Source organism: Vibrio penaeicida (assembly GCF_002933855.1).
In the GTDB taxonomy this organism is placed as follows: domain Bacteria; phylum Pseudomonadota; class Gammaproteobacteria; order Enterobacterales; family Vibrionaceae; genus Vibrio; species Vibrio penaeicida_A.
This window is the reverse complement of record NZ_BFAQ01000004.1, coordinates 23,501-36,869: the sequence shown is the minus strand read 5'-3', so window position 1 is coordinate 36,869 and position 13,369 is coordinate 23,501. Positions and strand designations below refer to the sequence as shown.

General features: G+C 43.0%; 13 protein-coding genes. 5 read left to right on the top strand and 8 right to left on the bottom strand.

Annotated features, from left to right (window positions below; genetic code table 11):
* Positions 1–303 precede the first annotated feature (303 nt).
* Positions 304–1,398: a mandelate racemase/muconate lactonizing enzyme family protein gene (locus tag VPNCDNU1_RS00460; RefSeq protein ID WP_104398554.1), complete on the top strand. Its 1,095-nt coding sequence runs from the start codon at positions 304–306 to the stop codon at positions 1,396–1,398.
* An 87-nt stretch (positions 1,399–1,485) separates the two neighbouring features.
* Here VPNCDNU1_RS00460 and VPNCDNU1_RS00455 read toward each other — a convergent pair whose 3' ends face one another.
* Complete coding sequence (locus tag VPNCDNU1_RS00455; RefSeq protein ID WP_104398529.1) at positions 1,486–2,166, bottom strand: FCD domain-containing protein; 681 nt, start codon at positions 2,164–2,166, stop codon at positions 1,486–1,488.
* Positions 2,167–2,535: 369 nt separating this feature from the next.
* On the opposite strand from VPNCDNU1_RS00455, the gene VPNCDNU1_RS00450 reads away from it, so the two are divergent.
* The gene (locus VPNCDNU1_RS00450) at positions 2,536–4,005 is read left to right on the top strand and encodes an aldehyde dehydrogenase family protein (protein ID WP_104398528.1); all 1,470 of its coding nucleotides are present in this window, start codon (positions 2,536–2,538) and stop codon (positions 4,003–4,005) included.
* Positions 4,006–4,022: 17 nt separating this feature from the next.
* On the top strand, positions 4,023–5,642 hold the full coding sequence (locus VPNCDNU1_RS00445) for a GMC family oxidoreductase (RefSeq protein WP_104398527.1): 1,620 nt from the start codon (positions 4,023–4,025) through the stop codon (positions 5,640–5,642).
* Between the two features lie 124 nt (positions 5,643–5,766).
* On the opposite strand, the gene VPNCDNU1_RS00440 is transcribed toward VPNCDNU1_RS00445, so the two are convergent.
* From VPNCDNU1_RS00440 to VPNCDNU1_RS00410, 7 genes are all read right to left on the bottom strand, one after another.
* The gene (locus tag VPNCDNU1_RS00440) at positions 5,767–6,396 is read right to left on the bottom strand and encodes a bifunctional 4-hydroxy-2-oxoglutarate aldolase/2-dehydro-3-deoxy-phosphogluconate aldolase (RefSeq protein WP_104398526.1); all 630 of its coding nucleotides are present in this window, start codon (positions 6,394–6,396) and stop codon (positions 5,767–5,769) included.
* A 180-nt stretch (positions 6,397–6,576) separates the two neighbouring features.
* Positions 6,577–7,509: a sugar kinase gene (locus VPNCDNU1_RS00435; RefSeq protein WP_104398525.1), complete on the bottom strand. Its 933-nt coding sequence runs from the start codon at positions 7,507–7,509 to the stop codon at positions 6,577–6,579.
* A gap of 819 nt (positions 7,510–8,328) precedes the next feature.
* Entirely contained in the window at positions 8,329–9,381 is a 1,053-nt protein-coding gene (gene aroG, locus VPNCDNU1_RS00430) for a 3-deoxy-7-phosphoheptulonate synthase AroG (RefSeq protein WP_104398524.1), read from the bottom strand.
* A gap of 274 nt (positions 9,382–9,655) precedes the next feature.
* Entirely contained in the window at positions 9,656–10,678 is a 1,023-nt protein-coding gene (locus tag VPNCDNU1_RS00425) for a GGDEF domain-containing protein (RefSeq protein WP_104398523.1), read from the bottom strand.
* A gap of 216 nt (positions 10,679–10,894) precedes the next feature.
* Positions 10,895–11,290, bottom strand: coding sequence for a DUF3224 domain-containing protein (locus VPNCDNU1_RS00420; RefSeq protein ID WP_104398522.1), 396 nt, complete (start codon positions 11,288–11,290; stop codon positions 10,895–10,897).
* Positions 11,291–11,427: 137 nt separating this feature from the next.
* On the bottom strand, positions 11,428–11,871 hold the full coding sequence (locus VPNCDNU1_RS00415; RefSeq protein WP_104398521.1) for a hypothetical protein: 444 nt from the start codon (positions 11,869–11,871) through the stop codon (positions 11,428–11,430).
* Positions 11,872–11,878: 7 nt separating this feature from the next.
* On the bottom strand, positions 11,879–12,283 hold the full coding sequence (locus VPNCDNU1_RS00410; RefSeq protein WP_104398520.1) for a DUF1801 domain-containing protein: 405 nt from the start codon (positions 12,281–12,283) through the stop codon (positions 11,879–11,881).
* A gap of 236 nt (positions 12,284–12,519) precedes the next feature.
* On the opposite strand from VPNCDNU1_RS00410, the gene VPNCDNU1_RS00405 reads away from it, so the two are divergent.
* Complete coding sequence (locus VPNCDNU1_RS00405) at positions 12,520–12,819, top strand: hypothetical protein (RefSeq protein ID WP_104398519.1); 300 nt, start codon at positions 12,520–12,522, stop codon at positions 12,817–12,819.
* On the top strand, positions 12,816–13,127 hold the full coding sequence (locus VPNCDNU1_RS00400; RefSeq protein WP_104398518.1) for a hypothetical protein: 312 nt from the start codon (positions 12,816–12,818) through the stop codon (positions 13,125–13,127). Before VPNCDNU1_RS00405 ends, VPNCDNU1_RS00400 begins: the two co-directional genes overlap by 4 nt.
* Positions 13,128–13,369 lie beyond the last annotated feature (242 nt).

Genomic DNA, 13,369 nt, shown 5'->3' with positions numbered 1-13,369 from the left:
TTACAAACTACACGTTTGGACTAACCATAAAAAGAGATGCGAATCACAAAAACGTATTTGAAAGGGTCTAAAACAAACCAAAAGCCGATCTCAATCACGAATAATGAACCAAAATTAATTTTTTCGAAGCAAAATTAGTCTCCGCATGCCTATTATGCGACTAAACCAATCATTTGGTCACAATTATCACAACGATAACAATATATGGTAATACCAAAATTAAGTATGCATACGAATGAATGCATGAATGTTCCCCGCTTTAACAAAGCGAAAGGAAGTGGGAACAAAGTTCAAGGAGCAAACATGAAAATCGCATCTATACACCATCAGCTTTTTAACGTTCCTCTATCAGAACCTCTGGCTGACGCGATGCATGGTGTACACACGCATTTCCAATTGGTCACTTCAACCATTACGCTAGAAAATGGCGAACAGGGGACGGGATACACGTACACGGGGGGCGTTGGCGGACATGCTATTCTGGCTATGTTAAACGAAGACCTCTCACCCTTTCTAATAGGAAAAAACGCATCAAACATCGATAAGCTATACGATGAAATGCAGTGGCATGTGCATTATGTCGGTCGCGGAGGAATTGCATCTTTTGCTATTTCTTCAATTGATATTGCGCTTTGGGATCTCAAGGGAAAGCAATTAAATCAGCCACTTTGGAAAATGGCAGGTGGAAGCAGTGATCGATGTCAGGCCTATTGCGGCGGAATAGATCTGCTTTTTAGTCAGGAGAAGCTACTCAACAATATCCGCGGCTATCTTGAAATGGGCTTCAACGCGGTAAAAATTAAAGTCGGAAGAGATGATTTATCAGAAGATGTGGAGCGAGTAAAAGCGGTGCGCGATCTTATCGGACCCGATGTGCACTTTATGGTGGACGCTAACTATAGCCTAACACTGAGCGATGCCATTTCTTTTGCTCATCAAATCAAACCTTATGATATTACTTGGTTTGAAGAACCTATCATTCCCGACCATTACAGTGGTTATGCCACTATATATGAACAAACTGGAATCCCTGTAGCCATGGGAGAAAACCTACACATTATTCATGAGTTCGAGCACGCAATAGAGCACTCGAAACTTTCGTATGTTCAACCGGACGCGTCCAATTGCGGCGGTATAACAGGTTGGCTACGTGCGGCAGAATTAAGCAAAAATAACCATGTCGTCGTGTGTTCGCATGGAATGCAGGAGTTACACGTTAGCCTAGTTTCTTCCCAAAGCAGGCACGGTTGGTTGGAAGTACACAGTTTTCCTATTGATCAATACACCAAACGCCCCCTCGTGGTTGAAAACCATTTGGCCGTCGCGCCGTCCAACGCTGGCACTGGTGTAGAGTTTGATTGGGATAAGCTAAAACCTTATAAGCAGACTTGCTCTTAGAGTTTGTTGCTCTCATTTTGGTCCAAAAAAAAACACACTCCTTGGAGCGTGTTTTTTTATTACCTGACGATTATTCGAATAGATCGGCTAGTCGGCGGAGTGAAGCATCACACTTCGAACATAGTCCCATGCAATTTGTAAATGTCGCTCAAGCGCTTTTTCAGCACCATCTGGATCGCGGTCGACGATTGCTTCGAAAATCGCTTCGTGCCCTGCATACATAACTCGGTTGATGTCTGCTCCACGCTCTTGACGACGCCAATTACCCGTTAACCAAGATACAAACGTGTTGTGAATCATCGGGTAAAGCGGATTACCTGGAATTCCATATAAGACGCGGTGAAACGCAATGTCGGTTGCATGAAATAATTCGGTTTGGCCAATGGCGTTCTTATTCTCCAGTAAGGCTGCTCTCATTTCATCAATATCTTGCTTCTTTGCGTTTAGCGCCGCATGTCGGACCAAAGCTGACTCAAAAAAAACGCGGCTTTCATACAAACTTTTTAAACCGTCATCATCGGTTAACAAGTTATCCAAAGTGCTTCGGAAAGATTCAATAGAATTGCCATAATTTTGCCTACGAATAATCGGCCTGTGACGGGGCTTCGTTTCGAGCAACCCTTTTCCAGCAAGTTCAGCTATGGCTTCACGTATCGCGGTTCGAGATACTCCGAATTCTTCCATAAGCTGTCTTTCTGGAGGTAAGCGATCCCCTTCGTTAAATACGCTGCTTAATACCTTCTCTTCTAATCTTTTCGAAACCAACACTTGTTAAACCTCGGGGCCATTTTGGTTATTCCAAACTAACCTAAGACTACACCCAGAGCGGATTTTGAGTCAATTTACCCGTTCAATTTTGCTCGTAAGTATCACTATAAATTAGGCTCCTACAATATTGACCTTCAAAGAATCATGTAATAACTCATTGTATAAAATAGAATTTATATGAATCTATGCAGATTTAATCAGGCTTATTGCATCGTGAAACGACCTTTCATTTTGTGACACCAAACCTATAATTTTGGTTGTTTTTTGGTCTTTTCTTGGTAGGATCAAAAAATACAAAGGTCAATAAATAGGCATTTAGTCGTCATTATCGAATAGAAAATTACGATATGGTCATACCAAGGAGAGGTTATGAAGTCGGTTAGCGATACTTTGAACACTATATCTGCGCCTAAGATGTTCGTGAATGGCGAATGGACAGCGCAAAGCGCGACAGATTGGTTGGATGTTGAAAACCCAGCGAATGAACTGATCATTGCCTCTATCCCTTCTGGTAGTGCTGATATCGCCGCGTATGCCGTCCAGAGCGCCAAAACGGCTCAGTCTGGTTGGGCTAAACGTCCTGCCATACAACGCGCCGAGTTAGTTGATGCTCTCGCCAATCTGGTTATGGAAAAACAACAACACCTCGCCACCGTGATTACCTTGGAGCAGGGCAAGCCGCTCAATCAAGCCATGGGGGAAGTCGCGGCTTCAGCCAATTTTTTACGCTATGCCGCCTCAAGCGCACGACGAACTGAAGGGCATATTTTTCCCTCAGATATGGAAAACGAAGAAGTTTGGATTCGCCGGTCTCCTCACGGCGTGGTAGTCGCGCTTACCGCTTGGAATTACCCATTGGCGTTAGCCGCCAGAAAACTGGGGCCCGCCTTGGTTGCGGGTAATACTGTCGTGGTAAAACCGCATGAGGTCACGCCACTGGCCACAATAGAATTGTTCAAGCTCATTGAGCAAGTAGGGTTTCCAGATGGCGTTGCTAACCTAGTGTTGGGTGGTGGGCGAGATCTAGGTGAATCCTTAGTCACCAACAAAAATACCAGCTTAGTCACCATGACAGGAAGCGTTCGAGCGGGTCGGGAAATTTACCGTTCGGGTGCTGAAGACATTAAAGTACTGCGCCTTGAATTGGGTGGGAAAGCACCTTTTATTGTTATGGATGACGCCAATATTGATGACGCAGTAGAAAGCGCTCTCATTGCGCGCTACACGAACTGTGGGCAAATCTGCACCTGTAATGAACGTATGTATGTGCACGCCAAAGTTTACGATCAAGTGGTTGATAAAATCCTGAAAGGTGTTCGAAAGTTGACTCTCGATAACCCAATCAACAATCCAGATGTCGGACCAAAAGTCAGCAAGCCAGAGCTCGATAAAGTCTCTGATCAGTTGATGCGTGCAAAACAAGAGGGAGCGGAGGTACTTGCAGGAGGAAGCCGCCCAGACACACCTCAATTTGAGAAAGGTCATTGGATGACACCCACCGTTGTTTCAGGGGTTACAAATGATTCAGTTCTGGTCCAAGAAGAAATATTCGGTCCTATTTTGCCTATCGTGAAAGTCGAGAGTTACGAAGAGGCGCTGGATCTAGCCAATGCGACGGAGTATGGACTTTCCGCGTACTTGTACACGCAAAACTTCAAAAGAATCATGAACGCACACGTCGATTTCCAATTTGGTGAACTTTACATAAACCGAACTTGCGGCGAGCTCGTGCAGGGATTTCATACAGGTTGGGGACTATCAGGGTTGGGTGGTGAAGACGGTGTGTTTGGTTTGGATAACTACTATCGCAAACAAACATCGTACGTGAATTGGCGTTGATAAGCTGGAGACGAAGAATGGATTCTACGTATGATTTTATTGTAGTGGGTGGCGGCGCAGCGGGCTGCGTTGTTGCAGCGCGATTGGCAAAAGAGAGCTCGGCGAGTGTGCTAATCCTTGAAGCTGGGCATTCTCACCATCATCCTCTTTTGGATATGCCTCCGGGTATATTCAAAATGATCAATGGCAGTAAGTTTATGTCTTATCACCACACAATCGCTCAAGAGCACTTGGGCGGTCGGATTCACGATATTCCGCAAGGAAACGTGCTTGGCGGTGGCTCGTCGGTAAATGCACAAGTTTACATGCGAGGCAGACCGTCAGATTATAATGAATGGGATGACATCTTAAAAAACAACCAAACAAAGGCAAGTTGGAACTGGGATAACGTACTTCCGGTGTTTAAAACGATGGAAGGCAATAACCGTTTGAATGACGAACATCATGGGGCAGAAGGACCGCTTTTGGTTTCAGATCCTGGCTACATTACGCCTATGTCACGCTGGTTTGTTCAAAGTATGCAAGCATTAGGTGAGCCCTATAATCATGACTTTAATGGCGAATCTCAACGTGGTGCTGGTTTTTATCAATTCATGAACCGAGATGGAAAGCGTTGCAGCTCAGCTTATGCGTACATCGAACCCAATCAAAACTTACCAAACCTAACGGTCGCGTTAAATGCGAAAGTGGATAAGGTTGTCATTGAAAATAACAAAGCTCGATCTGTTATCTACACCAATGAATCAGGAGAGAAGATTGAAATACTGGCGAGTAAAGAGATAATTCTAGCGGCGGGTTCACTTATTACTCCTAAAATTTTGATGCTTTCAGGTATCGGAAATAAGCAAGATTTAGAGCAGCACGAAATTCGTTGCCTTGTTGATTTACCGGGTGTTGGGGAAAACTTAATTGATCACCCAGAAGTTCCTGTTGTGGGTATTGCGAATGGTCCCTACGGGTATGCTCGACAAGGGAAAGGCTGGCGCATGTATCGAAATGGTCTGCAATTTAAGCTATTTGGATCGGGTCCGATTTTATCCGCAGGTGTCGAAGCCGGTGCCTTTGTGAATCCTCGCACCCCAACAGATACACCCACAATTCAAGCATTCTGTGTGCCTGCGGTGTATCTTGATCGCGATATTTTAGACACCGTTGATATCGATACCTATGGCCTGACCGTTACCACCGTAGTCATCAAGCCAAAATCCCGGGGCTGGGTTAAGCTCGCTTCAGCTAATCCATCGGATCCACCGTTGGTCTCACCGAATCTTCTTAGTGAAAAGCAAGACATGGATGAAATGATTGCAGCGCAACGCTTTTTTGTTCGCGCTTTTCAAGAGGGGCCACTGGCTAGCAAAATAGAACAAGTTGCCGTGCCTTCACCTTCAGATTTATCCGATGAAGCCATAATGGAACACTGCAAAAAAACGGTTAAAACCAACTACCATCCAAGCGGGACTTGTAAAATGGGGGCAGACGATGACCCATTAGCTGTGCTTGATGCTAAGCTCCGTGTTAGAGGTATTAATAATTTGAGGGTATGCGATCTTTCCGCTATGCCAAATATAAACGCAGGAAATACAAATGCGCCGGCTATGATGATTGGGTATCGTTGCGCGGAATTTATACTCAAATAACCTGTTTGTAATTTAATAACCTGTTTACACTCAAATAACCTAAAGGTGCCTAGGTCTATTACCTTTATAAAATAAAAAAATAAAAGGAAGAAAAATTCTTCCTTTTATTTAATTGGAATATTACTTATTTATTAACTAGCTCAACCGCTTCTCGCGTTAATTTAGCTAATTCATCCCATTTACCTTCTTGAATCAATTTTTTGTCCACCATCCAGGTTCCACCACAGGCAATAACGCGAGGAATGGCAAGGTAGTCGTTTACGTTCTTTGTATTGATCCCACCTGTTGGCATCAACTCAATATCGGTATAAGGCGCAAGAAGGGATTTCACCATGTTGATGCCACCAGAGGCTTCGGCAGGGAAAAACTTCAACGTTTTCAAGCCCAGTTCCAATGCCGCTTCAATCGCGCTTGGATTGTTTACACCGGGTACAATTTCAATGCCTTCTTCTTGGCACGCTTTTACGGTGTTTGGGTTAAGACCAGGTGAAACAATAAAAGAGGCACCTGCTGCTTTTGCCGCTTTTACTTGCTCTACATTCAAAACAGTACCCGCTCCGATCAGCATGTCTGGCTGCGATTTTTTCAACAAGCGAATGGCTTCAACAGCGGCGTCGGAACGAAACGTAATTTCTGCCACTGGCAAACCATTTTCCGCCAAAACTTTGCCTAGCTCGATAATATCTTCAGCCTTATCAATCGCAATGACAGGTACAACTTTTAACGCTTTTAACTGTTCACTAATGGTACTCACGGTGTCTCCTTAATTCTTCTTGAGGTTATCTTCCCTAATGACAATATTGCCGTTCATCGGGTATAAAATGTGGGTGTATCTGTTCGGGTCTTTTGACCTAAAACTTTTAATTTTCAATCTATTAACTTTAGATACAAAGCTAGAAACTTTAGCTACAAAACTAGAATTAGTAATTAAAGACTAGTTTGTGGCACTTTTGGGTACAATTGCCCCTTTGTGCTGTATCACCTTTCCTGCAAGGATATTACCTTGCTTGCAACATTCAGCTAGGCTCTCACCATTTAAGTAGGCTGCAAAGAAAGCACCGTTAAATGAGTCCCCCGCTGATGTAGTATCGACCACGTTCTCAACCGGGGAAGTCGGGACTTCTACAGGGCAATTCGAATCGGAAAAGTCCTGTGCTAAACAGCCTTTCTCACCTAATCGCACCACAGCAATGCGAGCGCCTAATGCTTTCAAGCGCCGGAATGTATCTTCTGGGGTTTTATCTCCCCAAAGCACTTGCTCATCATCGAATGTTACCAATGCTATATCGGTGGTTCCATATATGCTGAGGTAGGCTTGCTTTACACTCTCTTCGTCTTTCCAAAGTGCAGGGCGATAGTTACTGTCAAACGCAACTTCCGTTCCTGATTGACGAAGATCCTTCAACCATTGATACAGTTTGGGTTTATCTTCATCCGGCAGAATAGCGAGACTTATCCCACTTAAAAAGGCAACATTCGATCCTGTTGAAGATTCCTTTAAATCATCAAACTTTGGATGTTGGAAGAGGTATCTTGCTGCAGACTCATTGCGCCAATAGAGGAACGTTCGCTCCCCTTCACTATCCAATTGAATAAGATAAGCACCAGGAACTCGGTTGGTATCTTCTAACACCCAGTCAGTGTTAATACCTTCTTCTTGCCAGCGTTTTTTTAGCCCACGACTTAAAGCATCAGAACCTAACGCCGTTAGGTAGGTAACATCGATTTTGTTGGGGTACTTTTCTCGCTGACGACACAAATAAACCGCAGCATTAAGACTATCGCCCCCAAATGTCTGCCACATTGCACCAAATGGCTCTCCATTTAGCTCAATCATGCACTCGCCAATTATTGAAATTCGTTTCATTTTCAATCCATAAAAATTAAAAAAATCATTTTTAAACCATTATTTCATTTTAACCAATATAGAGTTTCTAAGATATCATCGATAGCTCGATCAAAGAGCTCTGTTTTATTTTTGATACGTTAAATGTCTTAAAATTTGATCCCACGCACTCATTCATTGCTTAACTAGAAAAACTCACCATTCGCCGAGTTACCTTGCTCTTTTTAATCACAAGTGGTTTGAAGTGAAATAAATTGAGAAATACAATCAAAAAATCACTTCTTATTAGCGAGTCAATTTAATGTATAAGTAACTAAAATTATTGATTATATTAACGGAAATTGTGGCTAGTAAATTAGACATTGAACCATTTAAATTTCAAAAACAAATGAAGTCGGCGAAGCTCGTATAAAACTGACTGAATATGTTGAAAATGCAGAACTAATATAATACCAATCTTAGTAAGTAATTACTCATTCTAGCTTGTTAAAACACTCGATAACTGCGTTAAAAAATTTGATTGTAGAATAACTACTTATCGAAATTTTTTGCCTTGTTCTCAAGCGTTTTTCCTTCGCTATTTATGAACACTTACTGTGATTGGTATAAAATATAGCTGTACACCAAAAAAACTCGCAAAAAAAGCCAGCAAAATGCTGGCTTCTGTCGAATCGATATATACTCAAGCTACCTCAAGATGCTAGGTTCAGCGAGAATTGCTTGGTTTTCAGGTAAGACACCGATTGGAAGATCTAGTGGTTCTAAATCAAGAATCGGTAACGCTGCATGGAAATCAAGCAAACTCGCCCTTGGGAGCTTGAGTATAAGAACGCTTTACAGTTAGGCGTTACGACGCGCTTCTACTGCATCAGCAAGTTGGCGGAGCACTTTTTCTGTGTCGTCCCAACCAATACATGCATCTGTGATCGATTGACCATACGTTGCCGCTTTACCATCAACCAAATCTTGACGACCTTCAACAAGGTGCGACTCAATCATGACACCAAACACTGCCTTTTCACCACCAGCAACTTGAGCGCAAACATCGTCGGCTACGTTCATTTGACGCTGATATTGTTTAGAACTGTTAGCGTGGCTGAAATCAATCATCACTTTTTGAGGTAAGCCCGAGGCAGCTAACTCATCTTTTATTTTCGCAACGTGTTCTGCACTGTAGTTTGGCTCTTTACCGCCACGCAGAATGATATGGCAATCAGGGTTGCCCGCCGTTTCCACAATGGCTGAATGACCGTACTTAGTCACCGATAAAAAGTGGTGTGATGCGCTTGCACTTCGAATTGCGTCTGATGCAATCTTAATGTTGCCGTCTGTACCGTTTTTAAACCCAACCGGACAAGAAAGGCCAGAAGACAGCTCACGGTGAACCTGAGATTCAGTTGTACGCGCACCAATCGCGCCCCAGCTGATTAAATCCGCCACGTATTGCGGCGTGATCATATCTAGGAATTCACTCGCAGTAGGCATACCCATGTCCGTTAAATCCAACAGAAGCTTGCGACCGATACGCAATCCATCATTCAACTTGAACGTGTCGTTAAGGTAAGGGTCATTGATTAAACCTTTCCACCCAACCGTGGTACGAGGTTTTTCAAAATAAACACGCATTACGATTTCTAGGTTGCCTTTAAGTTCATCACGCAGTGTTTTTAGGCGTTTACCATATTCCAGTGCCGCTTCCGTATCGTGAATTGAGCACGGACCAATGATGACTAAAAGTCTGTCGTCTTTATCTTCTAAAATGTTGTGAATCGCTGTACGCGCTTCAAAGGTGGTTGAAGATGCAACTTCTGTGGTCGGATACTTCTCTAACACTGCAACGGGGGGAAGCAGTTCTTTGACTTTATTAATTCGAACGTCGTCGGTTTGGTACATACTACATCTTCCTGTCTTTTTCTTATTTATACTGTGGAACGGCACAGCACACTTTGTTACAAAGTCCTTAATAGTGTTAACTTATCTGCTAAAAATACGAACTTCAACGATTAATTTCACTCAAGCCATATTTTTTATCACTTTTCCTTTTTGTTCAGTCACCTGACATGGATTGTGGTGATGTCATCAAGTGCAGTCATCACTTAACGCATAAAAAAACACTCGCACATAGGCGAGTGTTTAGAAAAATTCATTTTTATCTACGTAGCAATCACTATTTAGGGATAGGCATTACTCGATTCCGCCCCAATCGCTTAGCTTCGTACAACTGAGTGTCTGCGCGTTCTATCAAGCCATCTGGCGCTTCGCCTTCTTGGAATTCAGCTACACCAAATGAAGATGTAATGCTACCAACCTGCTGACCACTGCGTTTGTCTTTCACGCTAATTTTCTCAAAGCTGGTTCGTACCGATTCCGCAAAGCGTATTGCCAACCTTAGCTTTTTATCTGGAACGATAAATGCGAATTCTTCACCGCCGTAACGATAGGCTGCAATGCCATCTCGGCATGCCCCTCTTAAGCGCTTGGCTATTGAACGAATCACCGCATCGCCAAACACATGCCCATACTGATCATTAAAAGATTTGAAATGGTCTATATCGAGTATGATTAAACTGAACGCACTGTTGTTACGACAAAAAGTAGAAAGATCTTTATCAAACGCTCTGCGGTTCAATAAGTTGGTCAAACCATCATAAAGCGCATCTTTTTGGAATTCAGCGAGCTGAGATTTTAGCTCCCCAATTTCTTTACTTGCCACATTAAGCTGACTATTCAAAAACTGCGTTGTTGAACGGATATCTTTTGATTCAGTGATCAGGTTACGCACTAACCCCATTACTTCTTCAAACGACAAACCTTCATCTTCCACTCTTGAAAGGTTGTCAAAGCTTCTGTCCATCTGCTTTTGGAAAGTACTGGTGTTTGCCAACGTGTCATTCATAGAATGCGACACTTCGGTTATGAGCTTCTCTAAACTTGTGCGAAGCTGCTGCACATCAGTTTCTTGCTTGCTGGCTACGTAGTTTCTGTACAGCGCTTCCCCAGTCGCTGGCGGGCAAAGCCCACAATCAGACACCACTTGATCCAGCTCTTTATTAAGTTCCGGCAAGGAGTTATCAACATACGTATACCACAAGGCATAGTTAGTCGGTGTAGTAGGAACTTGATTTTTGATCATCAAAGGAACGGCTTTTTTTAGGTTCTCAGATGCTTTTTGAATGTCTTTTTTACTCATGCGTTATCACTACTGTCGTGCGCCTTTGTCGTCGGAACAAGTATAGATCATTCTAGGCGCTATTCATTGAACGTCCAATAGCTAACATCAAACCATTTTGGTAATAAACTCAAGAAAAAGAAGTCAAAAGCGTGTCTCCAAGCACTACGAAAGAACCAGCATGGAGAAAAAGGCGGGGTAAATTATGAGCAATAGTGAACCGTATGAATAAAAGGCTTAATTAAACTTCAGTGTAAATTGATATAAGGCTTTTCCAGATTCTTCCGCATGAAAATGCCCATTGCCTTCTACCCCTTTTAGCTCACCTGTGCCAGAATCGCGCACAACAACCATTTGGCTACTGGCGACACCTTTTTCAAACTTCCCATTGTGCTGAACAACCAAGCAACCGGCTTTGCCATCAATAGTTCCAGTTATGATCTCATAGCCGACAAACACAGCATGATCAGCAGTTTGATGGCACATGAGATATTGAACCTCACCGGCACCTTCAATGCCACCTCGATAATTTTGGGTTACCGCTGCGAGCGATTGCTTGAATCCGCCTTCACGTTGCACATAGGTGCTTTCATCCCATGCCGTAATGCGGAATTCACCGGAAAAAGATTTCATATGACACTCCTTGTCACTTGGGTATTTCAAATCCAATTTATCCTTGCCTCTTTTCTCTGGCGAGTGCATCTATAAGAAATATTTAAAAAAGAAGCCAATTCTTAAAAATAGGACAGCTCACTGTTTTTCTATCTGAGCTAACTAAGTTTCGACCACACTTGATAAAGCCCTGTAGCGTGCGTTACTCCAACCACTGTGCAAATAAGCGAGCTCACCCACATAAAGGTTTGTTGTTCACGTAGCTCAATGAAATACGGGTGATTAACCATGTTAATCGCAATAATGCCGAAAATGCCTCGGGCTAAATAAACGGTCGTGATACCAACCAAGACCCATTTCGTTAAGGGTAAAGGGACGATAAGTCCTGCTGCCGACAACGCATACACTCCCCAAATGGCTAATACGGTTGCGATGCCAGCCGTCACAACATGTGGATACCATCGACCTTGTTCTGCCATTTGAGCCATGCCTTCTCCGGCACCAAAAAATCGATACCATTCTGGTCCACCGAGTACAATGCAACCGTGCATAAACGCCGCAAAAAAACTCATAAAAGCCGCAGCAATTAAAACATTATTCATGGGGCTTTCAGGCTCCTAACAAAGGTTTGTTTTTGAGTTTATGGTAATTAAGCGCAAGGTATAAGCAATGCTTCAGGGGGCATTCTGCGAGCGGTTTATCTATACGAAACTCAATGGCACGATTGCCTTGAAAAGTCAGCTCATCACCATACAGCTCTCGGAAAGTTTCCACTAACTTGGTTTGGCAATGAAAGTAAACGCAGTAAAGATCTGGGGCACTTTGTTTCCAACCTAGCCTTACGGTACTGCCATGCCGAGAAAGATAGCTTGGCTCTCCCCATTTCAGGGTTTCTTCTATCTCCCCTAAGTTTTCCTCTGCTGCAACGTCATACAGCAGAGCTCTTACCTGCATAAGTCGCTGTCGAATGTCTTCGGGGTAATGTTCAAAAACTTTACTCACATCCTGATTCATTACGTTCTCCTGCTCTGCCTTTTAGCCGCTAAGCCAGTGAATTTGAATAGCTTATGTTAAGAGAGGCTGAGCCTGTATCATGTTCACAAACTTTACCTTAAGCCAACCTAAAACGGATTGCCCTTACCCCCTTACAAACGCTTACACTGTTCAATATTTCAACGTGTTAGCATGCGCGCCATCAATGACTAAGATATGTGATATTTATCGCATTGTGATGAAGTTTTGGGGTATTTATGTCACCAACATTTTCGAATGACGTTTCTGAGAAATGCACGCTTAATACAGAAGACAATCTGCAACGCTCAGAGTTGATTCAACGAGACCTCACTGTGGGTTGTACCAACGTCTGTGAAATGCAGGCTTTAATGGGCATAGCGCAAACCATCATTCATCACAAAGAAGATCTGGTCTCACACGTTTATGAATATTGCTCGCACAAGCTGGCATTTTCGTTTTCTAAAGGTGTTCTAGTGCTCAAGGAACGCGGCACAAAGAGGAACAACACATTTCATTTTGAGGACATTACGTCATGAAAAAGTTCTTTTCCGTTCTACTTGCCGCTTCTGCAATGTCTGGTTGTGTATCAACTAACCCAGAAGACTCCATTATTCCTACAATGGACAGCATTGCAGGTATCCCATTTGCAGAGGAAAACAAATGCGAAACTGCGCTGGATGAAATGTACATGCACGTTTATAACGATAGCCCAGCAATGGTATTCAGTGTTGGACAGCGCCATGGCTTCACTAACGATCAAATCAATGATGCGATCAAAGTAGCAAACAACAACGAAGACAGAGAAGTCTACATGCACACCATGTCAGAAAAACTCTGCAAATAACTCTCCTCATTCATTTCTCTCTTAGCCGCTCATGTAGCGGCTTTTTTTGTACTATTCTTCGGAAGATAGCCCCACCCTAGTGAACGGCATTGATTATTTATTCGTAGTATTGAAAGGATACTAATTTAAATTGCGCGCAATCTATTTACTTTTTAGTTGTGCACAATTAATATGCCTTCAAAATAAACATTGCGCACAATCTAAAATTCAAAATACCGCCTAAATTCAAAATATCGAGGATT